The sequence below is a fragment of the Archangium primigenium genome, from assembly GCF_016904885.1.
Classification (GTDB): Bacteria; Myxococcota; Myxococcia; order Myxococcales; family Myxococcaceae; genus Cystobacter; species Cystobacter primigenius.
In genome coordinates this window covers 172,400-198,428 of the sequence record NZ_JADWYI010000001.1, presented here as the reverse complement: position 1 = coordinate 198,428, position 26,029 = coordinate 172,400, and the positions used below count along the sequence as shown (strand labels likewise).

Below are 26,029 nucleotides of genomic sequence, written 5' to 3'. Positions count from 1 at the left end.
GCCGTCGCGGATGCGATTCAGCTCTGCCCCACCGTGGCGCCCTTGTTCCCGCGCCAGCCCTTGTCCTTAGGGCTTGCCGCGCCGGGCAGCTCCGCCTGACCCGTCTTCACCAGCGCGTAGCTCACGCCCGTGACGAGCGAGCCCACGGCGATGGCGAACAGGTACGCGAGCACGTGGTTCACCGCGTGGGGGATGAGCAGTACGAACAGGCCGCCGTGCGGCGCCATGAGCTGCACCCCGAAGTACATGGACAAGGCCCCGGTGAGCGCGCCGCCCAGAAGGCTCGTGGGAATCACGCGCAGCGGGTCCTTGGCCATGAAGGGGATGGCGCCCTCGGAGATGAAGCACAGGCCGAGCACCATGGACGCCTTGCCCGCGTCGCGCTCGGGCTCGGAGAACTTGCGGCGCGCCAGCACGCTCGCGATCCCCATGCCGATGGGCGGCACCATGCCCGCGGCCATGATGGCCGCCATGGGCGCGTAGGTGCTCTCCGACAAGAGGCCCACCCCGAAGGCGTACGCCGCCTTGTTGATGGGGCCCCCCAGGTCGAAGCACATCATCGCCCCGAGCACCACCCCGAGCAGCAGCGCGTTGCCCGTGCCCATCGTCTTGAGGAACGTGGTGAGCGAGGCCAGCATCGCCGCCACGGGCGTGCCCACCACGTAGACCATCACCAGCCCTGTCACGAGCGTGGCGACCAGCGGGATGATGAGGATGGGCTTGAGCGCGTCCATGCCCGTGGGCAGCTTCACGTACCGGCTGAGCGCCAGGGCCGTGTAGCCCGCGAGGAAGCCCGCCACGATGCCGCCGAGGAAGCCCGCGCCCAGGGTGCTCGCGAGGTAGCCGCCCACCATGCCCGGCGCGATGCCCGGCCGATCCGCGATGGAATAGGCGATGTAGCCCGCGAGCAAGGGCACCATCAGCTTGAACGCCGCCCCACTGCCAATCTCCATCAGCGCCGCGGCGAGCGTGCCCTTCTCCTTGAAGGCCTCGATGCCGAACACGAACGACAGCGCGATGAGCAGGCCGCCCGCCACCACCATGGGCAGCATGAACGACACGCCCGTGAGCAGGTGCTTGTAGATGCCCGCCCCGACGCCCTTCTTCTCGGCCGGAGCCGCGGCCTCGGTGGCGCCGCCCGCCGCGCCCTGGAGCACGGAGGCCTTCTCCAGCGCCTCGCGGATGGTCGCCTGGGACTTCTTGAGCGCGGCGCCCGTGGACGTGCGGAACACGCGCTTGCCCGCGAAGCGCGCGGTGTTCACCTCGATGTCGCAGGCGAGGATGACCACGTCCGCGGCGCGGATCTCCTCGGGCGTCAGCGCGTCCCGGGCGCCCACCGAGCCCTGCGTCTCCACGCGCACGGGGTAGCCGAGCGCCTGGCCCGCCTGGGTGAGCGCCTCGGCGGCCATGAAGGTGTGGGCCACGCCGGTGGGGCACGCCGTCACGGCGACGATGCGCGGCGTGCCCGAGGGCGTCGCGGCCGTCACGGGCGCGGCGGCCGGGGCCACCGGCACGGGCGTGTAGGGCTGGGCGAGCGACTCGGCGCGCGCGAGGAAGGCGACGGGGTCGGGCAGGGCCTCGGCGATGGGGGCCTGGTACAGGCGCTTGCCCGCGAAGCGCGAGAGGTCCACCGGGGCGCTCGCGGCGACGACGACGAGGTCCGCCGCGCCGAGCGTGGCCAGGTCCACGGGCTTCACGGGCGCGAGCTGGCCGTGCATCTCCACGGCGCTCGTCCAGCCGCGCAGGGCCGCGGCGCGCTCCAGGCCCCGGGCCGCGAGGAACGTCGTGGCCACGCCACTGGGACAGGCGGTGATGAGGATGACGTTCATGGGTGGTTCTCCCCGGGGCGGCGCTCCGCGGTCGGGTCGCGGAGCTGGGTGGCGTGCAGCAGCTGCTCGAAGTCGGGGGCGTCGGGCTCGCCCAGGCCGATGTGGCGCACGGACTCGGCGGACAGCGCGGTGGCGAAGCCCAGGGTGCGCTCGCGGCTCCAGCCGGAGAGCACGCCGTGCAGGGTGGCCGCGAGCAGGGTGTCCCCCGCGCCCACGGTGCTCACCACGGAGACGGCGGGCGGGGTGGCGGCGAGCGCCTGTCCCCGCGACGCCCACAGCACCCCGTCCGCGCCGAGCGACAAGAGCACGTCGTCGATGCCCGAGGCGTTGAGCTTCAAGGCCGCCTGGAGCTGGGCGTCGGGGGTGTCGAGCGGATGGCCCGCCCACGCGGCGAGCTCCACGTCGTTGGGCTTGACGCCCGAGGGCCGCGCGGCGAGGCCCGCCGCCAGCGCCGCGTCGCTCGTGTCGAGCCAGACGGCCACCTGGCGCGCGCGCAGGCGGGTGATGAGGGCGGCGAGGTGCTCGGGGGCCACGCCCGGAGGCAGACTGCCGGAGATGGCCACCGCGTCGAGCCCCGTGACCAGGGACTCCAGGCGCTCGAGCAGGGCCTCCAGCGCGGCGGGGGGCACGCGGGCGCCGGGGCCGTTGAGGTCCGTCACCCGGCCGTCCGGCTCGGAGATCTTCGCGTTGATGCGCGTCTCGCCGGGGATGCGGATGAAGGCGTCGGTGAGGCCGCAGGTGGCGAAGGCCTGCACGAAGGCGGTCTGGTTGTCGGCGCCGAGCAGGCCGGACACGGTGACGGCATGGCCCAGCCGGGCGAGCACACGCGCCACGTTGATGCCCTTGCCCGCGGCGTCCAGCCGGGTGCTCTGGGTGCGGTTGACCTCGCCCAGCCGCAGGGGCCCGGTGCACAGGGCCAGGTCCAGGGCGGGGTTGAGGGTGAGGGTGAGCACGCGGGCCATCAGGCGGTCTCCAGGACTTCACGCACCGCGGCGGCGGTGGGCTGTTGCAGGGCGAGCGCGGCCAGCTCCCGGGCGCGCGGCAGGGTGAACTCGCGGATGCGGGCCTTCACCAGGGCGATGTAGCGGCTGCTCACGGACAGCTCGTCCACGCCCAGGCCCACGAGCACGGGGATGGCCTGCGGGTCCGAGCCGAGCTCGCCGCACACGCCCACCCAGCGGCCATGGGCGTGGGCCGCCTCCACGGTGAGGCGGATGAGCTGCAAGACGCCCGGGTGGAGCGCGTCGGACTGGGCGGACAGCTCGGGGTGGCCCCGGTCGATGGCGAGCGTGTACTGGGTGAGGTCGTTGGTGCCGATGGAGAAGAAGTCCACCTCGCGCGCGAGCGTGGGGGCGAGCAGCGCGCACGAGGGCACCTCGATCATCACCCCGAGCTGCACGTCCGCGGCCTTCACCTGCGCCTGGACCCGGTCGAAGAGGGCCTTGCCAGCGCGGAACTCCTCGATGTCCTTCACCATGGGGAACATGATGCGCAGGGGGCGCGTGCCGGCGGCGGTGAGCAGGGCGCGCAACTGCGTCTCCATCACCTCGGGCCGGGTGAGCGTCAGGCGGATGCCGCGCAGGCCGAGGAACGGGTTGTCCTCCTGGGGCATGGGCCAGTAGGACAGGGGCTTGTCGCCGCCCACGTCCAGCGTGCGCGCCACGAGCGGCCGACCCCCGAGCGCGTCGAAGGCCTTGCTGTACTCGGCGATCTGCGTGGCCAGGTCCGGCTCCTGCGGGTGGGCCATGAAGACGAACTCGGTGCGCAAGAGGCCCACGCCCTCGGCGCCGCGCTCCACGGCGTCCGCGGTGTGCGCGGTGCTGCCCAGGTTGACGGCCACCTCCACGCGGTGCCCGTCCTGGGTGCGCGCCTCCTCGTGGCGCCGCCCGTGGGCCGCCTGGCGCCGCGCCTCCTGCTCGGTGATTCTGCGCTCGGTGCGCTCGCGGCGCTGGGCGCTCGGCGCGGGGATGACGCGGCCGAGCTCTCCGTCCACGATGAGCTCCGTGCCCGAGGCGAGCGTCATGACGCGCTCGCCCGCGCCCGCCACGGACGCGATGCCGAGCGCCCGGGCGAGGATGGCGCTGTGGGACGTGGCGCCGCCGCGCGCGGTGACGAGGCCCCGCACCTTGGACGTGTCCAGGCGCGCCACGTCCGAGGGGCCCACGTCCTCGGCGACGAGGATGTAGGGGTGCTCGGGCGGGGTGGGCAGCTCCACGCCGCACAGGAGGCCCAGCACGCGCCGGCCCACGTCCCGCAGGTCCGCGGCGCGCTCGGCGAGGAGCCGGTCGGACAGGGACTCCTGGGTGCGCGCCGCCGTGTCGATGGCGCGCCACCAGCCCGCCTCGGCCGACGCGCCCTCGCCGATGGCCTCCACCGCCGAGTCGCGCAGCGCCGGATCCTCCACCATCTCCAGGTGCACGGAGAGGATCTGCGCCACCTCGTTGCCCACCGTGCGCTGCACCATGGCGCCCAGCTGCTTCCGGGCGCCGCTCAGCGCGGTGTCCAGCCGGGAGCGCTCGCGCGCGGCGTCCGGGGCGCGCTCGGGGTAACGGAACTCCAGGGGCCGCACCACGTAGGCGGGGGCGATGGCGAGGCCGGGCGCGGCGGGCACGGCCGTCAGGGGCTCGTCGGCGGGCAGGGGCGCCGGAGCCTCGCGCGGCGCCACGGGCGGGGGCCGGGGCGCGGCCTCCTCGCGTGCCTCCTCCAGGGGCGTCACCGGCTCGCCCAGGCCACCGCGCACCGCCGTGACGAGCGCGGCCACCACGCCCGCCGCGCCCTCGCCCTCGGCGGAGAACACCAATGTCTGGCCCCGGCGCGCGCCCAGGCCGAGCACCTTGCTGAGGCTCGTGGCGGACACGGCCTCGGCGCTGCCCTCCAACAGGCGCAGGCGCACGGGCAGCGGCTGCTCGCGGGCCACCTGCACCAGGGCCCGGGCTGGCCGCGCGTGCAGGCCGTGCGCGTTGAGCAGCCGCACCCGCGCCGTCTCCGCCTTCGCCGACTCCCCGGCCAGCCGGGAGAGGATGCCCTCGGCGGGCAGGCCCAGGAGTTTGTCGCCGTCGCCCCGGGCGATGAGCCCGTCCAGTCGCTCGAGCAGCGCCCGGTGGGTGTCCCCCTGGGCGGCGAGGCAGAAGACGCCCGTGACGTCCGCGCCCTCGTCGCTCAGGCGCTTGTCGGGGGTGGCCAGCGCGAGCGCCGGGGCGAGCACGCCCGTGGTGCCGTACACGAGCCACAGGCCCTGGCCCAGGGGCACGGGCCGCTGGCCGGCCACGGTGGCGACGAAGCCCGCGTCCACGCAGCCCACGTGGCGCAGGCGCGCCGCGGCCGCCAGTGCCAGCTCCCACCGGTCCTTGGCGGGCTGGCCCAGGCAGAGCGTCTCCGCGTCGAGCCGCGCGGCCACCGGCGCCCGGGACAGCGCGGCGATGACCTCGTCCGGGCTCGTGGCGCGCGCCAGGGACTCGGCCACGCCCTCGCGGTCCAGCACCCGCGTGAGCTGGCGCAGGATGTCCAGGTGCTCGTCGGACTGCGCGGCGATCGTCACCAGCAGGTGGACCCGCGCGCCGTCATGCCAGGTGACACCTTGGGGAAATTGCAGCACCCGCACCCCCGTGGACCGCACGAATCGGCGGCTGTCCGGAGTACCATGCGGAATGGCGATGCCCTTGCCCAGGTACGTGGACGACTGCGCCTCCCGGGCGAGCAACCCCTCGCCGTACTCGGGGGCTGCCCGACCGGCTTCGACCAACGCCCGCGCCGCCTGCTCCAACGCGCCTCGCCAGTCAACGGCCTGGCAACCGAGCCGGACATCCTCCCGCGTCAGCATTAGCATCTGTAGGGGTCTCCTTGGACTCTACTTATAGCCATGTGGCTGAATCGTGTCACCTACTGCGTTCTAATAGCCGAGGGCCGCCGCGAATTTCCATTCAGGGGCCGACTCGGGAGAGGGTGTTGGAAGTGAGGACGTCGCGATGACTTTGACGGATATCGCCCGCCTGGCGGGGGTTTCGAGGACCACCGCCAGCTATGTACTCAACGGCCAGGCCGAGGCGCGGCGCATCAGCGCCCAGACCGCGGCCCGGGTCATGGCGGTCGTGGAGCACCACAATTTCCGCATCGACGCCCAGGCGGCGGCGCTGCGGCGGGGCGCGAGCCGCACGCTCGGGCTCATCGTGCCGGACCTGGAGAACGCGAGCTACGCGCGCCTGGCCAAGCTGTTCGAGCGCGGGGCGCGGCGCGAGGGCTACCAGCTGCTCATCGTCGGCTCCGAGGATGATCCGGCCACCGAGCGCGAGCTGGCGCTGATGCTGCGCGCGCGGCGCTGTGACGCGCTCATCGTGGCGAGCGCCCTGCCGCCCGAGGACCCCTTCTACGCGGGGCTGATGACGGCGGGCCTGCCGGTGGTGGGCGTGGACCGGGCGCTGGACCCCGGGCGCTTCGTCTGCGTGGTGAGCGACAACGGGCCCTCCGCGGAGGTGCTCACGCGCTCGGTGGTGGACGAGAAGACGCGCAGCGTGGTGTGGCTGGACGCGGTGGCCTCGCTGGCGGTGACGCTGGAGCGGCGCGAGGGCTTCCGGCGCGCGGTGGAGGGCCGGGTGCCGGGCGTGCACGAGCTGTCCGGGCCCCGCTACGACCGCGAGACGGGCGCGGGCTTGATGCGCGACTTCCTCGCCGTGCACGGCCTGCCGGACGCGCTCGTCACCAGCTCGTTCACCCTCATGCAGGGCGTGCTGGACGCGCTCCTGGAGCTGCCCGGCGGCCTGCCGCGCGCGTTGCGCATGGCGACGTTCGGGGATGACCGCCTGCTCGACTTCCTGCCGGTGAAGGTCAACTCCCTGCCCCAGCAGCACGAGCGCATCGCGGAGGTGACGCTCACGCGCGCGCTGGAGGCGGTGCGCGGCAGTTATGCCCCGGGCTGTCAGGTGGTGGCGCGCGCGCTCAAGCGCCGCGACTGAGCGTTGCCGCGAGGGGGGAGGCCCGTTAGGCAAGGGCCCATGCCCGTCCTCTCGGTCCTCGATCTCTCCCCCATCACCCAGGGCGCCGACGCCTCGGTGGCCTTTCGCAACACGCTGGACCTGGCGCGGCACGCCGAGCGCTGGGGCTTCCACCGCTACTGGCTCGCCGAGCACCACAACATGACGGGCATCGCCAGCGCGGCGACCGCCGTGGTCATCGGCCACGTGGCCGGAGGCACCTCCACCATCCGCGTGGGCGCCGGCGGCATCATGCTGCCCAACCACGCCCCGCTCGTCATCGCCGAGCAGTTCGGCACGCTCGCCTCGCTCTACCCGGGCCGCATCGACCTGGGGCTCGGCCGGGCGCCGGGCACGGACCAGCGCACCGCCCAGGCCCTGCGCCGCTCGCTCCTGAGCGGCCCGGACTCCTTCCCCGACGACGTGATGGAGCTGCAGTCCTATTTCCGCCCCGCCCAGCCCGGCCAGGCCGTGCGCGCGGTGCCCGGCGCGGGGCTGGACGTGCCCATCTGGCTGCTCGGCTCGAGCCTCTTCAGCGCCCAGCTCGCCGCGGCGCTCGGCCTGCCCTTCGCCTTCGCCTCGCACTTCGCGCCGGACCACATGGGCCAGGCCATTGAGCTGTACCGCTCCCGCTTCCGCCCCTCGGCGGCGCTCGAGAAGCCCTACGTCATGCTCGGCGTCAACGTCTTCGCCGCCGACACGGAGCGCGAGGCCCAGCGCCTCATCACCTCGCTGCAGCAGCAGTTCGTCAACCTGCTGCGCGGCACGCCGGGGCTCTTGCAGCCGCCCGTGGACAGCATGGAGGGGCGCTGGACGGAGCTGGACCGCGCCCGGCTGGAGCACATGATGTCGTGCGCCTTCGTGGGCACGCCGGACACCGTGCGCCGGGGCCTGGAGGGCTTCGTGCGGCGCACCGGCGCGGACGAGCTCATGGTGACGGCGCAGATCTACGACCACACGGCCCGGCTGCGCTCCTATGAGCTCGTCGCGGGCCTGCGCGCCGAGCTCGACGCCGCGCTCGCCGTGCCCGCGCCCGGCGCCACCCCCGAGCCAGCGCCCCCGCGGCGGACCGTGTAGAGTGCGCGGTCATGGACCGCGAGCAGGACGCACGGGTCCGCGCGGAGGAGCTCGCCCGCGCGGGCCGCTTCTTCTTCGAGCGGGGCTGGGTGCCCGCCACCGCCGGTAACTTCTCGGCCCGGCTGGACGCGCGCCGGGTGCTCATCACCGTGTCCGGCACCCCCAAGGGCGAGCTGGACGCGGAGGGCTTCCTGGTGGTGGACGGGGAGGGCGCGGCGCTGACCCCCGGGCGCAAGCCCTCGGCGGAGACGGCGCTGCACCTGCAACTCTACCGGCGCCTGGCGGACGTGGGCGCGGTGCTGCACACGCACTCGCTGGCGGCCACGGTGCTCTCGCGCAAGAGCCCGGGGGCCGTGGTGCTCGAGGGCTACGAGGTGCTCAAGGCGCTGCCGGGGGTGGGGTCGCACACGGCGCGGCTGGAGGTGCCCGTCTTCGGCAACGAGCAGGACATCCCCCGGCTGGCCGGGCGGGTGGAGGCGTACCTCGACGCGCACCCCGGCCTGCCGGGCTATCTCATCGAGGGCCATGGCCTGTACACCTGGGGCCGCACGGTGGCCGAGGCGCGGCGGCACGTGGAGGCGTTCGAGTTCCTGCTCGCGTGCGAGCTGGAGATGAGGAGGCTGGGCGCATGAGTGAGTTGAGGGTGTTCGACGAGGGCGATGGCGCCCGGGCCCGGGTGCACACGCGGGACTTCGAGGCCATCCGCCAGGAGCTCGCCGCGGTGGGCATCCGCTTCGAGCGCTGGGAGGCGCGCCAGGCGCTGCGCCCGGGCGCGAGCCAGGACGAGGTGCTCGCGGCCTACCAGGACTCGGTGGAGCGGCTGATGCGCGAGCGGGGCCTGCGCTCCGCGGACGTGCTCTCCATGGTGCCGGACCACCCGCAGCGGGAGGCGGCGCGGGCGAAGTTCCTCCACGAGCACACGCACAGCGAGGACGAGGTGCGCTTCTTCGTGGAGGGGCAGGGGCTCTTCAGCATCCACACCGCGGGGCGCGTCTACTTCGTGCTGTGCGAGAAGGGGGACCTGTTGAGCGTGCCGGAGGGGACGCCGCACTGGTTCGACATGGGCCCCCAGCCGCACTTCACCGTCATCCGCCTGTTCACGGACACGGCGGGTTGGGTGGCGAAGGCGACAGGCCACGACATCGCCAGCCGCTTTCCGCGCTTCGAGTGAGCCCCATGCTCCGGGCCATCGTCACCGACATCGAGGGCACGACGTCCAGCCTGTCCTTCGTGCACGAGGTGCTCTTTCCCTACGCGGCGCGGCACCTGCCGGCCTTCGTGCGCGAGCAGGGTCAGGCGCCCCAGGTGCGGCGGCTCCTGGAGGGGGCGCGGCAGGCGGCGGGCGGCGGCCTGGACGACGCGGGGCTCGTGGAGGTGCTGCTCGGCTGGATGCGGGAGGACCGCAAGGTGGGGCCGCTCAAGGGGCTGCAGGGCCTGCTCTGGGAGCGGGGCTACCGCGAGGGGCACTTCCTGGGCCACGTCTACGAGGACGCGGTGCGGCGGCTCGGCGAGTGGAACGCCCGGGGGCTGCGGCTGTACGTGTACTCCTCGGGCTCGGTGCACGCGCAGATGCTGCTCTTCCGGCACACGGCGCATGGGGACCTGACACCGCTGTTCCGCGGCTACTTCGACACGGGCCTTGGCGGCAAGAAGGAGCCCGAGTCCTACGCGGCCATCGCCCGGGAGCTGGGCCTGCCGGGGGGGGAGATCCTCTTCCTGTCGGACGTGCGGGCGGAGCTGGACGCGGCGGCGGCCTCGGGGCTGCGCACCACGTGTGTCATGCGGGGCGAGGGCCCCGAGGTGGACCCGGGGCCGCACCCGGTGGCGCGCTCGTTCGACGACCTCGCGGTGTGAGCGCCGGCTCAGCGTTTGGCGCGGGGCACGGTGGGCGGGCGGGGCAACTGGTAGGGGGACCGCCGGAAGGGCCAGTCCTCGTGGGTCACTTCCTCGAACGAGAGGGCGCTTTCCATGTAGTCCATGCCGTACACCACCACGGTGGGCGCGGCGGTGAGGAAGAGCTCCAACTGGCGGGGGATGCCCCAATCGGGTTGGGTCTGCTCCTCGTGCCGCCAGACGTCCGCCGCGTCCTTCCAGGCGCGTTCGGCGTCCGTGGGGTCGTGGAGGGGGAGGGTGAGCTTGCCCGCGAGGGGAGGACAGAAGGGGGGTGGTTGCTCGTACAGGTCGTCGATCTCCCGACCACAATGGCTACAGCGAACCCTGTCGTTGGAGTTGTAGCCGCAGGAGGCACAGAAGAACTGTTCGCCGCTCATGACTTGGCCTCCCGAGAGAACGGCGGATGGGGTTGGAGTGCCCCGGTTTCCACTGTGGCTGGAATCCAGGGGGACGCGAGGACGACGAAGTGATGTGCGCGGGCCAGGGTTGGGCTAGAGGGGGCGTCCTATGACCGCCTCTCCTCCCTCGTCGACCTCCATTCCCTCGGTGCCACAAGCACCCGATGGCCGCAAGCGCGTGGCCGCGCTGGCGGTGGGGGCGTTGGGCATCGTCTTCGGGGACATCGGAACCAGCCCGCTGTACGCCCTGCGCGAGTGCTTCACGGGGGACCACGGCGTGGCGCCCACGCACGACAACGTGCTCGGGGTCCTGTCGCTCATCTTCTGGGCGCTCATCGTCGTGGTGTCGGTGAAGTACGTGGTGTTCGTGATGCGGGCGGACAACCGGGGCGAGGGCGGCATCCTCGCGCTCATGGCGCTCGCCATGCAGCGCAAGCGGGGCGAGGAGGTGAAGGTGCGCCCGGTGGTCGTCACCCTGGGCCTGTTTGGCGCGGCGCTGCTCTACGGCGACGGCCTCATCACCCCGGCCATCTCCGTGCTCAGCGCGGTGGAGGGCCTGAGCGTGGCCACGCCCCTGTTCGAGGACTACATCCGGCCGCTGGCCATCGTCATCCTGGTGGGCCTGTTCCTGCTGCAGCGCCGGGGCACGGCGGGCATTGGCGCCATCTTCGGGCCCTTCATGGTGGTGTGGTTCGTGGCGCTCGCGGTGCTGGGCCTCAAGGAACTGGTGCAGACGCCGGCGGTGCTCGGCGCGCTGTCGCCGACCATGGGCGTGCGCTTCTTCCTGGAGAACCGGGGCCATGGCTTCCTGGTGCTCGGCGGCGTGTTCCTGTCGGTGACGGGCGGCGAGGCGCTCTACGCGGACATGGGCCACTTCGGCGTGCGGCCCATCAAGTGGGCGTGGTTCTCGCTGGTGCTGCCCGCGCTGATGCTCAACTACATGGGGCAGGGGGCGCTGCTGTTGCGCGATCCGCACACCGCGCGCAATCCCTTCTTCCTCCTGGCGCCGGACTGGGCGCTCTACCCGCTGGTGGTGCTCGCCACGGGCGCGGCGGTGATCGCCGCCCAGGCGCTCATCTCCGGGGCGTTCTCCATCACCCAGCAGGCCATCCAGCTCGGCTACACGCCGCGCCTGGAGGTGGTGCACACCTCGGCCGAGGCCCAGGGGCAGATCTACCTGCCGGGCGTCAACTGGGCCTTGCTCGTGGGCATCATCCTCCTGGTGATGGGCTTCAAGTCCTCCACCAACCTGGCGGCGGCGTACGGCATCGCGGTGACGACGACCATGACCATCACCACGGTGCTCGCCTACGTGGTGGCGCGCGAGCGCTGGAACGTGTCGCGCGCGGTGGCGCTGCCCATCGCGGGCGTGTTCCTGCTGGTGGACCTGTCCTTCTTCGGAGCCAACGCGGTGAAGATCGCCGCGGGCGGCTGGTTCCCGCTGGTGCTGGCGCTGTGCGTCTTCACCCTGATGACGACGTGGAAGCGCGGCCGCGACATCCTGGCCACGCGCCTGCGCACGAGCAGCATGCCCTTGCAGCAGCTGCTCGGCAGCTTCGGGGACCATCCGCCGGTGCGCGTGCCGGGCACGGCCATCTTCATGACGGGCAACCCCGAGGGCACGCCGCCCGCGCTCCTGCACAACCTCAAGCACAACAAGGTCATCCACGAGCAGGTGATGCTGCTGACCATCGCGTCCGAGGACGTGCCGCACGTGCCGCCCGAGGAGCGCGTGGAGGTCATCCGGCTGGAGGAGGGCTTCGTGCGGGTGATTAGCCGCTACGGCTTCATGGAGAACCCGAGCATCCCGGACATCCTCAAGCGGGGGCGCGAGAAGGGGCTGCAGTTCAACCTGATGAGCACGTCCTTCTTCCTGGGCCGCGAGACGCTCATCCCGAGCAAGAAGCCCGGCATGGCCATGTGGCGCGAGGCCCTGTTCGCGTGGATGAGCCGCAATGCCCGCAGCGCGACGTCCTATTTCCGCATCCCGCCCAACCGTGTGGTGGAATTGGGCGCGCAGGTGGAACTGTAGCCTCCGGTTTCGAGTAACCCCCGTCCTCCGGCGCCTAGCCTCCCCCGCGTGAGCGGGGTCGAGGCCGCCGTTAACCCAAGGCTCGATTGACATGACCTCAGAAGTCATGTCCAACTGAGGGGATGAGCGTCGGTCAGGCCACCCCGGAGAAGCTGAGGCAGGCGATTGTTCGGGCCTTCCACGAGGAGGACATGAGCTACGCGCGCATCGCCCACCTGCTGGGCGTAGCGCAAGCCACGGTCAGCCGAGTCCTTCGGCTGCATCGGGAGACGGGCGACGTCACGCCCCGGCCGCGAGGGGGTGGCAATTTCTCGCCTCTGCGAGGGGCGGTGGCCGAGCAACTCAAGCGCTTGGTGCGCGAGCGCCCGGGGGCCACCGTGCGGGAGTTGCTCCGCGAGCTGAAGGCGCGCACGGGCGTCGTCACCAGCCGCCCCTCGCTTCAGCGCGCCCTGCACCGGCTGGGTTTCTCACACAAAAAAAGTCCCTCGTCGCCACCGAGCGTGACGCGCCCCCCAACCTCTGGCGTCGTAGGATTATCGCCGCCCTGCTGTGCCTCGTGGATGCCCGTCGACTCGTCTTCCTGGACGAGTCCTTCTGCAACACCTGCATGACGCGCGAGTACGGCTGGGCCCCCGTGGGTGAGCGCGCCGTGGGTCTGCGTCCGGGCGGCTGGTGGACGAGCCTGACCCTGATAGGTGCCATCCGCCTGGACAGCCGCCCCAAGCTGATGACGCACCGCGGAGCCGTCAACGGTGCTGTCTTCCTGAGCTTCGTGCGTGAGCGGCTCTGCCCGTGGCTCAGGCCCGGAGACATCGTGCTGATGGACAACCTGGGCGCCCACAAGGTGCGGGGCGTACGCCAGGCCATCGCGGCCGTGGGCGCCTGCGTGGTGTACCTGCCCACCTACAGCCCTGACTTCAACCCCATCGAGCTGTGGTGGGCGGACCTCAAGCGGCATCTGCGCCGCCTTGAGCCTCGCGCTTTGGCTGACCTGCGCCAGACCGTGCGGCGGCTTCGCGCCTCAACTTCCCTCGCGAAGCTCTCCGCCTGGTTCCGCCACTGCCTTTCCTTCCCTCAGCTCAACTGATCTCGGCGTTAGCGTGGGGTTGTGTGCTCTCGCCCATGACATCACCCTGCGCGTGGTGTGCAGCGTCCGGCGTGAGCCGGGCTGTCGCTCGAGGGTGCACGCTCCGCTGATGCCTCGCCTCAATGCAAAATTGAAGCAATCCTGGAAGACGAGAAATACTGCATAGAGGGCCTGCGGCACGACTCTTCAGTAGCGAACGATGAATTCGATACTGAAAAGATGGAGCCGCTGCGCGGACAGGGGTTCCTCAGCGCCCATGTCTTTGAACTGGTTGTGGAGCGGTTTGACTGGGGGTGCCGTTCGTGCGGCGAGCCGTCTGTTCCTGCCCGTGGTTTTCGGTGGGCCCATCGACGTACAAGCGGACAAGACCGTACCAATCAGGGCAATAGGATGGCGTTCATGGGGATTGAGGCGCCACGACTCTCTTGCATGGTGGGGGGTGTTGGCGCTTGGGTGGAGTCTAGGGTGTAATGAAATTCAGGCGCCCATGGTGCCTCGTCCTCCCGTACCGGACGATTACTTCGCTCCGCTCCACAATGCACCGCCGAAGACTCGTATTCCAGGCGAGTACATTGTCGTCTTTGTTCCGGGATTGCCGGAGGCCGCCACGGAGTCGGTCTCGGATTGGGTGTCGCAGGCTGGAGGACCCAATCGACTGCTGTACCAGTACGCGGTTGTGTCTGGCTTCGCTACGCACCTGGACGACATGGCCCTGGATTGGATTCGCCGCAATCCATATGTGGCCTATGTCGAGGAAAGTCAGTTCTTCGAGCTGGCCGCCGTGTCGGAGAGCCCTGCGTGGGGCGTAGACAGGGTGGATCAGCGGAGCGGACGGGATGGACTGTACAACGATCACGGCCGGACTGGCGCTGGCGTCCACCTGTATGTCTTGGATACTGGAATCAATACGAAGCACACTGAGTTCACGGGCCGACTTGATGGAGGATTTACAGCCATCAACGACGGTCTGGGCGTCGAAGACTGCAACGGCCATGGCACGCACGTGAGTAGTTCCGCGGCGGGAACGGCTTATGGCATGGCCAATCAGACGCTTGTCCATCCAGTGCGCGTATTGGACTGTCAGGGGAGGGGCTCCTTGTCTGGCGTCCTTGCTGGAGTGGACTTCGTTCATCGTGATTGTCTGGCTAAGAGACTGTGCGTCGCAAACATGAGCGTGACCGGTGCGGTGAGCGTTGCACTGAATCAGTCCCTGGAAAATGCGGTGACGCGGGGCGTTACATTTGTGGCCGCTGCGGGTAACGAGGACCGTGATGCGTGCGAGAACTCGCCTGCGGGCGCGGCGAACGTTATCACCGTCGCCGCCATTGACGAAGAGGACAGGCGCGCCAGCTTCTCGAATTGGGGAAGCTGTGTAGACATTTTTGCTCCAGGGACAGACATTCTTGGCGCCTGGATTGGTGATTCCGCGTCTACTCGGTCACTGAGTGGTACGTCCATGGCGAGCGCACACGTCGCTGGAACTTCGGCGCTGTACTTGAGTGCCTACCTGGACGCGACTCCTGCTCATGTCAGGTCCGGACTCCAGGATTCTGCCAGCCTTTACTGTGTGGGTGACCCCAAGGGAATTCCTAATGTATTGCTCTTCAGTGACCTGAGCCAGGGCAATGACTACTGCGGACTCACGGAGAAGCGCATGCCTGGGTCTTGGTGAGATCACGTGCTGGATGTGGCGGCTTTGTTGTGTGCGTATCAGGACGCGCTGTTGATTGTGGTGTGAGAACACGGTCGTCTGATTGTTGATCAAGAGAGGCAAGGGGATGATGCGAAATCGGAGCTACCTGTTGGGCGCGGTAGGTGTCACGTGTTTGAGTCTGCTTGCTTCCTGTCGAGCAAATACGGATGAGGCGGCGCAATCTGCGGCTCAGGGCTACAGCGAGAAATCACTCGGCGATTATGGCCGACTGACTCCGTCGGAATACTCGCTGTACATGGCTGATCAGCGCTACGTGCATTCACTGACCCGGCCGGACGTGCGTATTCGTTTGAACTTCGCGGACCCCCAACAGCACCGGTTCGCCATGGCTCGGCTCAAGCTCGCGGGTAAGACGCCAGAGAACTCACCACAATTGTTCCAGTCCGTGGAGGAGCGGCGCCAACTCCACTTGGCCAAAGGTTACAAGACGGGCCTCCTGCCCCAGCAGGACCAGGGGCTCTCCCAAGCATCGGATCTTCAAGAGATGCACTTCATTTCGGCGGCAAGCGCGGGGAGTGATCCGAGCCGTCCGAACGAGGGCGCGGGCTCCGCGAGTTCCACCTACCCACGCGGCGCATATTACACGTACGTGGACGTGAGCTATACCGACGCTGGCGGTTTTCCCCTGGGCGACCTATCTCAGACGGAGGATTTCAACAACGGCAAGAATACTGTGGCGAATGCCGTTAGCTATTTGGACCGGACCCGTGGTCGTCTGTATCGAGTTTCGTCCTACAAGATGGAGGACTCGGTGACTGGCTTCACGGACTCGTTCGTCTACTCCGAGATTGGAAGCGCCGCCCCCTCCGTTGGTCCTCCGAAATGGTATGATCTGATCGTCGATCACCCCGTCGATCTCAAGAACCTCGACAACAAGAACACCATTTTTGTGTGTCTGGACCGGGGAGGGGACGATTGCGACTACCGTGTGCCTCCTACGGAGGCTCACATGGTGGTGATGCCTTTCAAGGGCTCGGTGCGGGTGCAGAAGGAGCACCTGTTCGATGTACGGAAGATCCAGGCGATTCGAGACGATCTGAACGCGAACCGTCATCGGGATGACGCAGGATCCATCCGGCTGATCTTCACTCCGACGGGGGGGGGGTGTGAATTCATCGAGCCCAATACCCTGCACGCGGGCATGAAGCAGTTTTGGAATAGTGTTCGTGTGGACGAGGGACAAAGTCGGTTCTCGTGGGACCTTTCGGGCATCAATCCCGTGTATTTTGGCAAGGGCTGCCGCCTGACGGGCGAAGACATCAAGATGGTGGCGATTATCAAACTGCCATTCGTCGGGGCGACGAACTCAAGCACGGAGTACAGTTCGTCCATTACCTTGTCCAACGATGCCCTGATTCGTCGGGATTATTCGTTCAAGAAGATGGCCATCCTCAACAGCTGTCTCGCCGAAGGCACGATGATTGAGCTGGCCTCAGGGGAGGCGGCGGCCATCGAGTCTGTGCAGTCAGGCGCGTTGATCTCCAACTCGGCGCGGTCCTCGCTGACGGTCATGGACAAGTCGAGCGGTATAGAGCGCTCCCCTATGGTTCGTATCAAGGACGAGGCTGCGCGCGTCCTTTCGATGACCGAGATGCATCCCATCCAGGTCGTGGCCCGTGGAATGGTTCAGGCCAAGGATCTGCGCAAGGGGGACGTTGTCATGACGAAGACCGGGCCCAGTAAGCTGGTGCTTGTGGAGCGTCATGCGTACACCGGCAAGGTGTTCAATCTCAGGTTGGGGACCGCCGACGAGAAGAAGGCCCTCTCGGACGAGCAGACCGTGATGTACGCCAATGGCTTCCTGGTGGGCGATAGTCAAATCCAGACGAAGTACGAGTTCATGGCGCAATCGCCCCGTACGCAAGGTGACGTGCTGGCCTTGCTGCCCGCGAAGTGGCATCGGGACTACCTGTTGTCTGTCGGGAAGCGGTAGGCCACCGGGAGCGCTCATCCGTGGGCGCTCCGGTCCTCAAGAAAACCGTTTGGCCATCCGGTGCTGTCCTGCCGGATGGCCAATTTTATTTCTATTCACGCTCTTCGCTCAAGCCGTCCTGAGTGTTTGGTTGTCATGGAGTCGAGACGATGAAGTCGACAAGACTGACTGTTTTCTGGATTGCGTTGTGCGCGGTAGCCGCATGTGACAGCCCAGGCCGTTCGGAGCCGGGAGCGCGTAGTGGATCCAATACCGCTGCCGTCTCCAAGCGGAGGGCTTTTGCAAGCAACAACCTGGTCGTCGAGGCGGACGGTGCCTCGCGGACGGCGGTAGATGCTCTGAACGTGGCCGCGGCCTTGGACATTCCGAAGGAACTGATTGCCAGTGCGCGGCTCGTGAGCTCGGACGCGCGAGCGACAATCATTGCTGATAATTACGGTGTCATCAAGCCGCGCAAGGGGACGTCATTGGCCGTGCTGAGTACAGGCCTCGTCATGAATGACGGAGCACTACCCGAACCAGGAACGGACTTCGCGCCCAGTGGGTTCGATGGCGATGCCGTGACGCTCGAACTCAAGCTCAATGTGCCCAAGGGGAGTCACCGCATTTCTTTCGACTACCACTTCTTGAGCGCGGAATCTCCCGAATACGTCGGATCTGACTATAATGACGCGTTCAGTGTGAATCTGACGGATGCGAATGGGCGCAGGCAAGTCGCGTATGCCTCGGTGGACAGTTCATTTTTCTATGATGTTTCCGAGACAAGAGCAGGGGGAACCGGGTTCGAGTTCTTGATGGCTGATGATCCTCAAGGTCTTGACTCGTTTCCTCCAAATTATCTACCTCAAATCCAGATCTTCGCGGACGCGGGGATGACGGGTTTGCAGAAGGCAAACTTCAAGGTCGAGAGCACCGGTGTCGTCACGCTGGTTTTCGATATCCGCGACTCGGGTGACGGACTCCTGGATTCCACGGTGGTGCTCGATAACTTCACCCTCTCGGTCATTGAAGCCGTGAATCCGAATCCGGAACTGATTGATGTCACGACGGGACACACTTTTTCAGATGTGAGGCGTCTGGTGGGAAAGGGCAAGCCCGTGAGCGAGGTCGCAGCCGATGGAGTGTCGGAAATACTTCTTCGCGTCGAGGTTCCAGGCCCTGGCCTAGTCGAGTTCTCCTTGCCCGAAATCGGAGGCACGCAGAGTGGGACGCTTGTCGATGTCGGCAGGACCAGTCCCGCGGACACTCGGGTGAACGTGCCTGCCACTCCAGTGGGGGCCCAGTACTTTGCGTTCGCGGTGTACACCAGTCCCGAGGACTTCTGTAATAGCCCGGAAGGAGAGTGCGCGCAGAAGTCGAGGCGGGACGTGAACATCGTGGCGCGGTACTTCGATGCGGAGCCTCCCACGGTAATGGCTTTCGAAGGCGTCTTGGCTTTGTCCGTGATTCGTCCTCCGGTGGTCATCGTTCCTGATGTCTGGGCGGGCTGCGTCTCGTGGAAGAATGTTTTTCCTCTTTTCGTGGACGAGCACAATCGCTTCGCGGTGTCTTGCGCGGACTATCGTGAGGACAATTCCGAAAGTCTGCACTCGCCCTTGAACCAATCCGTTGTCCGCGATGCGATACGGGATGCGTTGTTGGACATGCGCTTGGCGGGGGCCGCGGTGAGTCAGGTGGACGTCATCGCTCATGGTGCTGGAGGTTTGCTCGTCCGAAAGTTTGTTGACTCCGAGGAGTACCGTGCGCGCGATAATTTCAAGACGGGGTATGTGAATCGGTTCATTTCCGTGAACACGCCGCACTTGGGGATGCGATTAGCCAGCGCGATCGTGGATATGCGCAATGCGGTTCAAGATGCTGACAGGCGGGGGGTGGAGGATTTGGTTGACTGGGAAGACATTCGGGATGGTTTGGTCATCTCTAGGATCGGTATCGAGGAGGGGTCGGCGGTAGATGATCTGGCGTTGGGGAGCGCTTATGTCAGAAGCATTGGCCAGACGAGTATCCCTTCTCACTTGATGGTGAGCACGAAGGGCAAAGTGGGATCGCTTTCGTTCGATAATGCTCTGCAGTGGGGCTATGTCCCGGACCGGCTGAAGCCCTTGTATGCCAGCATGAGTGTCTACCACCCCTACGCCAAGTCCGAGTTGGGGGTGAAGGACAGCGATTTCGTTTTTGGCCTGAAGAGCAAGGTCTTTTGTGATGACGATTTCGACATGTTCGTGTCCGAGTCTGAGCAGAAGGGTGGAAATACGGCTGACAAGTTCAGCAATTTCATCGAGACATTCAATTTGGCGACACCGCGCAACAGCCTCACGGCCCACCATTTGGCTCCGTTCGAGCGGGCTCATACCTCGCGGTTCGTCGAATTGTTGAACAGTCAGGCGGGGGGCAATCAGTTCACTCCGTTCCTCGAGAGCCCGGCTCGTGTGAGCGTGGACTATGGTTGTTTCAAGACGAAGGGCGCTCCGGTTCTGTCGTCGGCAAATGGTTCACAGCGGGGTGGTCTTCCCGTTTTGGGTCATGAGGGCTTGAGGTCTTCGGCTGATGTCGGAAGCGGAATCAGTGCGTTTCAGTCTTTGCTGCGTCGCGGCTTGGCCATCAGCACGCCATCGGTGAGGGCGCCTGTTGCTCCCGGTGAGCGTGTGACGATCTCCGTGACTCCGACTGGAGGATTCAATCCTTCGCTGGTGTACATCGTGGCGGCGGGACAAACGCTCTACCTCGAACAGGCACCTTTTGTTTTCGAATGGGTGGTTCCTTCGTCGGTAGTTGGTGCTGCTGATCTTGTCGCGGTGGGCATTGGTGATGGGGGCGAGTTGTTAAGGTCGGAGCGAATCTCCCTTTCTGTGGACCTCAAGACGCCGTTGGTGGCCGTCGAGGTGCTCAACAAAGACGTGCTCCTTTTACCCAAAGCTGAGCGACGACTGCGCGTGCTTGGCGTCTATGCGGATGGCGTCCGTCGAGACATCTCTTCTCCTATTCATGGAACTGTGTATTCTAGTTCCAATACGGAGGTCGTAGCGGTGACGGGCGATGGCATTGTGCGCGGGGAGCGCCCTGGGGTCGCAACGATTGCCATTCGCAATGGTGCGGTCTTCACGAGCATCTCGGTGTACGTCGAGGCACACGATGTTCCCGAGGGCGGCGGGGACGGTGATGGCGAATGCATTCAGATCCGCCTCGGCGACTACAACCTGTTTGTCCTCAAGGACTTTCTTCAGGGGCACTATGTCCAGGGCCGGGTCGCGGCGGGCGGCAACATCGTTCTCGATGACTTCTCCGTGGGTAGATCGCTTCCGGATACGGACATCTCCAATGTACTGGTCGGGGGCGGAGACATCTCGCTCTCACGCGGTGGTGTGTGGGGAGATGTCCGGTATGGCGGCCGTTTCTCCGCGAATGACTCGGTCAACTTCCTTCGCGGTACGGTCTCGTCAGGAAGGCCAGTTGACTTCGAGGCCAGGGAGACGTTGTTGAAGACTCTCTCATCTCGTCTCTCCGCGCTCTCCGTGAACGGGACGGTGGAACTCTCCTGGGGTGCCATCTTGTTGAAGGGAACCTCCTCCGAGGTCAACGTCTTCAACCTGGAGGGCACTCTGCTTCCAGGCTCGACATTGATTCGTATTGAAGCGCCGGCGGGCTCGCTGGCGGTCATCAACGTTCGGGGAACGGCGGTGTCCTTTTCCAACCTGGGACAGGATCTGGTGGGAGGGATCGATGCGAAGGGCGTTCTCTTCAACTTCCCGGAGGCAACATCGTTGACCACCTCGAGTTACAGCTTCCAGGGCACCGTGCTTGCGCCCACGGCGGATGTGTCCTTCACGGATGGTGTCTGGGAGGGCGGTCTCTACGCGCGTTCCCTCACGGGAGACAACGCCTCGGGCCATCTCAACCCGCTGCGCGAGCGGGACATTTGCCGGTAAGCATCGGAGTACTCGCGAAGTAGGCGTGCCCCTCCGGGACCCTAGCTCCTCCCGGAGGAGCCGCCGTTGTCTTGACGACTGCCGCGCGCTCCCTCGACCGTGTTGTGTCAGTATCTGTCGGATAGCGGATGGTTCTCGGGAAGAATCAGCGCTCGCCCCCTCGCCGGGCGGGTCGGGAGTTCCTACTGATGGCCCCCAGCCCGTGGGCATTTGTTTGCCCACGTTGGGGAAAACCATGCTCCGACCGACTCCGCCCGCCCGTTCTCCGCGTCTCCGCCCCTGGCTGGGGATGTCGGTGTCCCTGCTGACATTCGTGAGCACCGCGAGCGGCTGCGGGGGCTACTACTATTACGACGAGCCCACCGAGGTGTACCCCTCGAAGCCCCCGGGCCATGGGCACTCGCCGGTGCCGGGCAAGGACGATGGGACCTCCTCGGGCGGCCGTCCCGGTCCCACGACGCCCACGACCCCGCCGACGACGCCCCCCACGACCCCGCCGACGACGCCCGCGCGCGGCGGCTTCGTGGTGGTGACGGGCGATGACGCGGACGACCTCTGGCACTGCGAGGGCGCGCTGTGTGGCGGCCTCTACCCCGCGCTGTTCAAGGACGCGCTCAAGCGCTCGCGCTCGGGGGGCAAGGGCATCCTCGCCATCGGCGTGAACGACCGCCAGGCGCTCATCGCCTTCAACAGTTGGAACGACCCGGCCCAGGGCGGCCCCGGCGCCCAGGTCACCCACGCGCGCTCCACCGAGGACATCTCCCGGGTGGACTTCGCCCAGTACGCCTTCGTCTACCTGCCCTCGGCGGGGGAGCACACCCTGGGCGGCCTGTCCGTGCGGCAGATCGCCACCCTCAACGAGCGCCAGGCGGACCTGGCGCGCTTCGTCAACGAGAAGGGCGGCTCGCTGCTCGCTCTCACCCAGGCGGGCGTGGAGGGCGGCTGGGGCTTCCTGCCGGTGCCGCTCACCACCGTGGACACTTCCTTCGACATCGCCGAGCCCACTGCGGCGCTCCAGGCCTTCGTGCCCACGCTGACGGCGGTGGACTTGAGCCACAAGTCCTTCCACAACGTCTTCACCGGTCCGAGCGGCTACTCGGGCCTGCAGGTGCTCGCCGTCAACGACGAGGCCTACCACCCGCACGTGGGCCAGCCGGTGATGCTCGGTGGCACCTCGGTGGTGCTCTCGGCCGAGGACTGCGCGGACGGCAAGGACAACGATGGCGATGGCCAGGTGGACTGGGACGACACGGACTGCCACGTGTGCGGCAACGGGCACGTGGACCCGGGCGAGGCGTGTGACGACGGCAACACGGTGAGCGGGGATGGCTGCAGCGCCACGTGCACCCAGGAGAACCGGGCGCCGGTGGCCACGTGCCAGGACGTCTCGGTGTGCACGGACCCGGGCGTGTGCGTGGCCACGAGCCCGAGCGGCATGGCCACGGCGGTGGACCCGGACGGGGACTCCATCTCCTGGGACGCGCACCCGGTGGGCCCCTACGCGCCGGGCACGCACGGCGTCTGCGTCACCGCGTCGGATGGCCGGAAGCAGGACTCGTGCTGGTCCAACGTGACGGTGCGCGACTGCGAGGCCCCGGCGCTCACGTGCCCCGCGTCCTTCCAGGTGGAGTGCACGTCCGAGGGCGTCGCGCTGGTGCAGCCGCCCGAGGCGACGGCCCGGGACAACTGCGGCGCGGCCCCGGTGGCGCCGCCCAAGGCGGGCGCGCTGCCGGTGGGCTCGCACACGCTCACCTATACGGCGACGGATGCGTCCGGCAACACCGCCACGTGCTCGACCCAGGCCGTGGTGGTGGACACCAAGGCGCCCGCCGTGTCGTGCCCGGAGTCCGTCCTGGCCGAGTGCACCGGCCGCAACTCCGCCTGGGTGACGCCCGGCGCGGCGAAGGGCTCGGACACGTGCTCCCCGGTGACGCTCGCGGGCCCCGCGGCGGACTTCTACCCGCTGGGCACGAGCACCGTGAGCTACACGGCCCGGGACGCCTCGGGCAACGCGTCCACGTGCACCTCCACCATCCAGGTGGTGGACGTGACGCCGCCCGCCGTCACCCTCACGCCGCCCGCGCCCCTGTGGCCGGTGAGCGGCGACTACCACACGGTGCGGCTCGAGGACTGCATCACCGTGTACGACCGGTGCAGCGGCGGGCTCACCCAGACGGGCGCCTCGGCGTCCATCTCCTGCGTGGCCTCGGACGAGGCCCAGGGCGCGGGCGCGCCGGACATCGTCTTCCTGGACGCCACCACCGTGAAGGTGAAGGTGGACCGGGCCGCCGCGGGCAATGGCCGGGTGTACTCGCTGCACTTCGAGGTGCAGGACGCGGCGGGCAACCGCACCCGGGGCATCTGCCCGGTGGGGGTGCCGGTGGAGCGCGGCGCGCCCGCGACCGACAGCGGCGAGCAGTGGCGCACCTGCCTGGGCGCGGACGACGCCACGCGCGCCTGGAAGCCCGTGCTGTCGCGGGGGCCGTGAGACGGGCCCCCGCCCGGGGGACTCAGGGCCTCAGGGCTCGCCGTCGAGCAGCAGCGGGGTGAAGCCCGCCGCGTCGCACGAGGCGAGCACGTAGCGGATGCCGGCGCGCTCCCCGGTGAAGCCCGCCGGGATGCCGCCGGCGTGCAGGTGTCCGTAGACACAGACCTTGGGGTTCCACGCCTCGATGGGCCCGGTGAAGGCGGTGGGCTTCTCGTTGGCGTACAGGGGGGGGAAATGCACGGCCACCACGCGGGTGAGCGGCGTCGGGCTCTCCTTTTCCTTCTTCTCCGCGTCGGCGATGGAGGTGGCCAGCCGCCGCGTCTCGCGCTCCACGTAGCCCGCGTCCCCGCCCTCGTCGCCCATCTCCCCGCCGGGCATGGGGGGCGCCTCGGGAGCCGTCCACAGCCGCGTGCCGGCGATCACCCACCGGCCGATGACGACGGCGCTGTTGTGCAGGAAGTTCTCGATCGTCTTGTACGGCTCGAGCAGCCGACGCAGCTTGGCGGCCGAGTCCCCCCACCAGTAGTCGTGGTTGCCGCGCACGAGCACCTTGCGCCCCGGCCGCTCGTCCAGCCACTTGAGGTCCTCCAGCACCTCGTTGGGCCGGGTGGCCCAGGAGATGTCGCCCACCACCAGCACCACGTCCTCGGGGCGCACCTTCTCGTCCCAGGCGCGCTGCAGCGGCAGCGGGTGCTCCGTCCAGCCGAAGCGGTGCATGTCCTTGTTGCGGGTGGAGGGCAGGTGGGTGTCGCCGATGGCGAAGAGACGCATGCCCTCCTCCTAACCCAACCCGTCCTCGCGCGGTGGCCCGGTCGCCTTTTCCGGGCTCTCCCCTGACTGCTTGGCATTCCAATTAAGGCGGACTTTTCCTGTAGTGACAGAAAATGTATGGTGTCGCGTTTCATTCCCTCCGCTGTCCCCCCGCCGAGCAAGGAGTCTCCCATGCGTCCGTTCCGTCAACCGTTGGTGGCCGCCACCCTGGCCCTGTCCCTGGCCGCCTGTGGTCCGCAGGAGACCTCGCAGCCCGCCGTGTCCGCCCCCGTGGAGGACACGCGCACCCCCGCGCAGCGCGAGGCCGAGCGCACGCCGTACGCGCTGGACGCGGCGTTCGCCCGCGCGGGCCAGGACTTCGGGGTGCCGGCGGACCTGCTCAAGGCCATCGCCCACGCCGAGACGCGCTTCGAGATGATCCAGGGGCACGAGGAGTTTCCCGGTATGCCGGCGGCCTCGGGCCTGATGGCGCTGCGCGGGGAGAACCTGGTGGAGGGCGCGCGCCTGGCGGGCGTGAGCGTGGAGGCGGCGCGCACCGAGCCCGAGGCGAACATCCGGGCGGCCGCGGCGCTGCTAGGCGCGTGGGCCCAGGCCGAGGGCATCGCGCGCGAGGACGTGGGCGCGTGGGCGCCGGTGGTGGTGCGGCTCAGTGGCATCACCCACCCCGAGGCCCAGGCGCAGTACGTGCACCGCAACGTGTACGGGGTGATGCGCGAGGGCGTGGTGGCCCAGACGCCGGCCGGTGACGTGGCGGTGTCGCTGATGCCCAGCCAGGTGCAGGCCCAGTTCGCCTCGCCGAGCGTGCGCGCCCAGGCGGCGGGCCCGGACTACGCGGCGGCCATCTGGCGCGAGTCGCTCAACTACAACGCCCGCCCCACGGGCGCGGGCGGCGGCGTGCAGGTCGTGGTCATCCACACCTGCGAGAGCAGCTACGCGAGCTGCTGGAGCTGGCTGGTCAACAAGGACTCGGGGGTGAGCGCGCACTACGTGGTGAACGAGAGCGGCTCGGAGATCTCCCAGCTGGTGAGCGAGGCGAGCCGTGGCTGGCACGTGGGCGCCACCTACGTGAGCTCGCTCAACGGCGACCAGATGACGCACCTGGAGGGCACGTCGGTGAACAACTTCGCCGTGGGCATCGAGCACGGCGGCTCGGCGAGCCAGACGAGCTTCCCGGCGGGACAGATCGAGGCCTCGGCCAAGCTCACCTGCGACATCACCCGGGACAACGCCGTGCCGCGCGACGCCTTCCACATCGTGGGCCACGGCAAGCTGCAGCCCTACAACCGCACGGACCCGGGCGCCAACTGGCCCTGGACGCAGTACATCGCGCGGGTGAAGGAAATCTGTGGTGATCCGCTCATCGTCGACAGCGACAACGCCTTCAACGACGCCGCCCGCGCCAGCTTCACCGTGCCGTCCACCTGGACGGGCTCCTCCGGCACGGCGGGCTACTACGGCTCGGGCTACTTCTTCGGCAACACCGCGAGCGGCGCCACGGACCCGGCCGTGTTCTCCTTCTACTCGGCCACCGCGGGCACCAAGACGATCGACGCCTGGTGGACCCAGGGCACCAACCGCTCGGCGGCGGCCCCGTTCGAGTTCGTCAACGCCGCGGGCACGCTCGTGAAGACCGTGAAGGCCAACCAGCAGACCGGCGGCGGCGTCTGGAACACCCTGGGGACGTTCACCGTCACCGTGGGCTGGAACAAGGTGCGCCTGAGCCGCAACACCACCACGGGCTTCGTGGTCATGGCCGACGCCATCCGCGTGCGCTAGTTCCCCACACGCGGTGACGCTCACGCGGGGCGGTTCTCCTCGGGGTCCGAGGGCGAACCGCCCCGTTGTCATTTTCCTCTCCAAAAATCACTTTCCGAGAAAAACTGGCTTCCCTTGGGATCTCGGACAAGGCATTTT

Annotated in this window: 18 protein-coding genes; 13 read left to right on the top strand and 5 right to left on the bottom strand. The window is 68.2% G+C overall.

Translation table 11 applies throughout. From position 1 onward, the window contains the following. Positions 1 to 17: 17 nt before the first annotated feature. From I3V78_RS00885 to ptsP, 3 genes are read right to left on the bottom strand one after another with little or no spacing between them, the layout of a single operon-like run. Positions 18 to 1,829 (bottom strand): PTS fructose-like transporter subunit IIB, encoded by a 1,812-nt coding sequence (locus tag I3V78_RS00885; protein WP_204484423.1) that lies wholly within the window; start codon positions 1,827 to 1,829, stop codon positions 18 to 20. Beyond that, on the bottom strand, positions 1,826 to 2,791 hold the full coding sequence (gene pfkB / locus I3V78_RS00880) for a 1-phosphofructokinase (RefSeq protein WP_204484422.1): 966 nt from the start codon (positions 2,789 to 2,791) through the stop codon (positions 1,826 to 1,828). The genes I3V78_RS00885 and pfkB overlap by 4 nt, the downstream gene beginning before the upstream one ends. Further along, positions 2,791 to 5,655, bottom strand: coding sequence for a phosphoenolpyruvate--protein phosphotransferase (ptsP, locus tag I3V78_RS00875; protein ID WP_204484421.1), 2,865 nt, complete (start codon positions 5,653 to 5,655; stop codon positions 2,791 to 2,793). Before ptsP ends, pfkB begins: the two co-directional genes overlap by 1 nt. A gap of 139 nt (positions 5,656 to 5,794) precedes the next feature. Here ptsP and cra point away from each other — a divergent pair, with 139 nt between their 5' ends. The 5 genes from cra to mtnC are packed head-to-tail and all read left to right on the top strand — an operon-like array spanning position 5,795 to position 9,727. Then, on the top strand, positions 5,795 to 6,778 hold the full coding sequence (gene cra, locus I3V78_RS00870) for a catabolite repressor/activator (protein WP_204484420.1): 984 nt from the start codon (positions 5,795 to 5,797) through the stop codon (positions 6,776 to 6,778). Between the two features lie 39 nt (positions 6,779 to 6,817). Continuing rightward, a complete protein-coding gene (locus I3V78_RS00865; protein ID WP_204484419.1) occupies positions 6,818 to 7,873 on the top strand; it encodes an LLM class flavin-dependent oxidoreductase in 1,056 nt (351 codons plus the stop codon). An 11-nt stretch (positions 7,874 to 7,884) separates the two neighbouring features. Further along, positions 7,885 to 8,505: a methylthioribulose 1-phosphate dehydratase gene (locus I3V78_RS00860; protein WP_204484418.1), complete on the top strand. Its 621-nt coding sequence runs from the start codon at positions 7,885 to 7,887 to the stop codon at positions 8,503 to 8,505. Continuing rightward, the gene (locus I3V78_RS00855; protein WP_204484417.1) at positions 8,502 to 9,044 is read left to right on the top strand and encodes a 1,2-dihydroxy-3-keto-5-methylthiopentene dioxygenase; all 543 of its coding nucleotides are present in this window, start codon (positions 8,502 to 8,504) and stop codon (positions 9,042 to 9,044) included. The genes I3V78_RS00860 and I3V78_RS00855 overlap by 4 nt, the downstream gene beginning before the upstream one ends. A gap of 5 nt (positions 9,045 to 9,049) precedes the next feature. Beyond that, on the top strand, positions 9,050 to 9,727 hold the full coding sequence (gene mtnC, locus I3V78_RS00850) for an acireductone synthase (protein ID WP_204484416.1): 678 nt from the start codon (positions 9,050 to 9,052) through the stop codon (positions 9,725 to 9,727). Between the two features lie 8 nt (positions 9,728 to 9,735). Here mtnC and I3V78_RS00845 read toward each other — a convergent pair whose 3' ends face one another. Further along, complete coding sequence (locus I3V78_RS00845) at positions 9,736 to 10,143, bottom strand: hypothetical protein (RefSeq protein ID WP_204484415.1); 408 nt, start codon at positions 10,141 to 10,143, stop codon at positions 9,736 to 9,738. A gap of 130 nt (positions 10,144 to 10,273) precedes the next feature. On the opposite strand from I3V78_RS00845, the gene I3V78_RS00840 reads away from it, so the two are divergent. From I3V78_RS00840 to I3V78_RS00810, 7 genes are all read left to right on the top strand, one after another. Then, positions 10,274 to 12,196: a potassium transporter Kup gene (locus I3V78_RS00840; protein ID WP_204484414.1), complete on the top strand. Its 1,923-nt coding sequence runs from the start codon at positions 10,274 to 10,276 to the stop codon at positions 12,194 to 12,196. A 122-nt stretch (positions 12,197 to 12,318) separates the two neighbouring features. Then, a complete protein-coding gene (locus tag I3V78_RS40290; RefSeq protein ID WP_204484413.1) occupies positions 12,319 to 12,807 on the top strand; it encodes a helix-turn-helix domain-containing protein in 489 nt (162 codons plus the stop codon). Then, complete coding sequence (locus tag I3V78_RS00830; protein WP_204484412.1) at positions 12,753 to 13,283, top strand: IS630 family transposase; 531 nt, start codon at positions 12,753 to 12,755, stop codon at positions 13,281 to 13,283. The genes I3V78_RS40290 and I3V78_RS00830 overlap by 55 nt, the downstream gene beginning before the upstream one ends. 487 nt (positions 13,284 to 13,770) lie before the next feature. Continuing rightward, the gene (locus I3V78_RS00825) at positions 13,771 to 14,955 is read left to right on the top strand and encodes a S8 family peptidase (RefSeq protein ID WP_204484411.1); all 1,185 of its coding nucleotides are present in this window, start codon (positions 13,771 to 13,773) and stop codon (positions 14,953 to 14,955) included. 106 nt (positions 14,956 to 15,061) lie between these two features. After that, a complete protein-coding gene (locus I3V78_RS00820; protein ID WP_204484410.1) occupies positions 15,062 to 16,930 on the top strand; it encodes a hypothetical protein in 1,869 nt (622 codons plus the stop codon). A gap of 149 nt (positions 16,931 to 17,079) precedes the next feature. Then, the gene (locus I3V78_RS00815; RefSeq protein ID WP_204484409.1) at positions 17,080 to 20,856 is read left to right on the top strand and encodes a choice-of-anchor A family protein; all 3,777 of its coding nucleotides are present in this window, start codon (positions 17,080 to 17,082) and stop codon (positions 20,854 to 20,856) included. A gap of 295 nt (positions 20,857 to 21,151) precedes the next feature. Continuing rightward, positions 21,152 to 23,344 (top strand): HYR domain-containing protein, encoded by a 2,193-nt coding sequence (locus I3V78_RS00810; RefSeq protein ID WP_204484408.1) that lies wholly within the window; start codon positions 21,152 to 21,154, stop codon positions 23,342 to 23,344. A gap of 30 nt (positions 23,345 to 23,374) precedes the next feature. Here the strand turns inward: I3V78_RS00810 and I3V78_RS00805 are convergent, their stop codons facing one another. Beyond that, positions 23,375 to 24,115, bottom strand: a complete 741-nt coding sequence (locus I3V78_RS00805) for a metallophosphoesterase (RefSeq protein ID WP_204484407.1) — start codon at positions 24,113 to 24,115, stop codon at positions 23,375 to 23,377. A gap of 171 nt (positions 24,116 to 24,286) precedes the next feature. Between I3V78_RS00805 and I3V78_RS00800 the strand changes: the two genes are divergently transcribed. Beyond that, positions 24,287 to 25,891, top strand: a complete 1,605-nt coding sequence (locus I3V78_RS00800) for an N-acetylmuramoyl-L-alanine amidase (protein WP_204484406.1) — start codon at positions 24,287 to 24,289, stop codon at positions 25,889 to 25,891. The last annotated feature ends 138 nt before the right edge of the window (positions 25,892 to 26,029 follow it).

Coding starts and splice junctions, on each gene's coding strand:
- I3V78_RS00885 (WP_204484423.1), bottom strand. CDS start 1,829: ATGAACGTCATCCTCATCACCGCCTGTCCCAGTGGCGTGGCCACGACG.
- pfkB (WP_204484422.1), bottom strand. CDS start 2,791: ATGGCCCGCGTGCTCACCCTCACCCTCAACCCCGCCCTGGACCTGGCC.
- ptsP (WP_204484421.1), bottom strand. CDS start 5,655: ATGCTAATGCTGACGCGGGAGGATGTCCGGCTCGGTTGCCAGGCCGTT.
- cra (WP_204484420.1), top strand. CDS start 5,795: ATGACTTTGACGGATATCGCCCGCCTGGCGGGGGTTTCGAGGACCACC.
- I3V78_RS00865 (WP_204484419.1), top strand. CDS start 6,818: ATGCCCGTCCTCTCGGTCCTCGATCTCTCCCCCATCACCCAGGGCGCC.
- I3V78_RS00860 (WP_204484418.1), top strand. CDS start 7,885: ATGGACCGCGAGCAGGACGCACGGGTCCGCGCGGAGGAGCTCGCCCGC.
- I3V78_RS00855 (WP_204484417.1), top strand. CDS start 8,502: ATGAGTGAGTTGAGGGTGTTCGACGAGGGCGATGGCGCCCGGGCCCGG.
- mtnC (WP_204484416.1), top strand. CDS start 9,050: ATGCTCCGGGCCATCGTCACCGACATCGAGGGCACGACGTCCAGCCTG.
- I3V78_RS00845 (WP_204484415.1), bottom strand. CDS start 10,143: ATGAGCGGCGAACAGTTCTTCTGTGCCTCCTGCGGCTACAACTCCAAC.
- I3V78_RS00840 (WP_204484414.1), top strand. CDS start 10,274: ATGACCGCCTCTCCTCCCTCGTCGACCTCCATTCCCTCGGTGCCACAA.
- I3V78_RS40290 (WP_204484413.1), top strand. CDS start 12,319: ATGAGCGTCGGTCAGGCCACCCCGGAGAAGCTGAGGCAGGCGATTGTT.
- I3V78_RS00825 (WP_204484411.1), top strand. CDS start 13,771: ATGGTGCCTCGTCCTCCCGTACCGGACGATTACTTCGCTCCGCTCCAC.
- I3V78_RS00820 (WP_204484410.1), top strand. CDS start 15,062: ATGATGCGAAATCGGAGCTACCTGTTGGGCGCGGTAGGTGTCACGTGT.
- I3V78_RS00815 (WP_204484409.1), top strand. CDS start 17,080: ATGAAGTCGACAAGACTGACTGTTTTCTGGATTGCGTTGTGCGCGGTA.
- I3V78_RS00805 (WP_204484407.1), bottom strand. CDS start 24,115: ATGCGTCTCTTCGCCATCGGCGACACCCACCTGCCCTCCACCCGCAAC.
- I3V78_RS00800 (WP_204484406.1), top strand. CDS start 24,287: ATGCGTCCGTTCCGTCAACCGTTGGTGGCCGCCACCCTGGCCCTGTCC.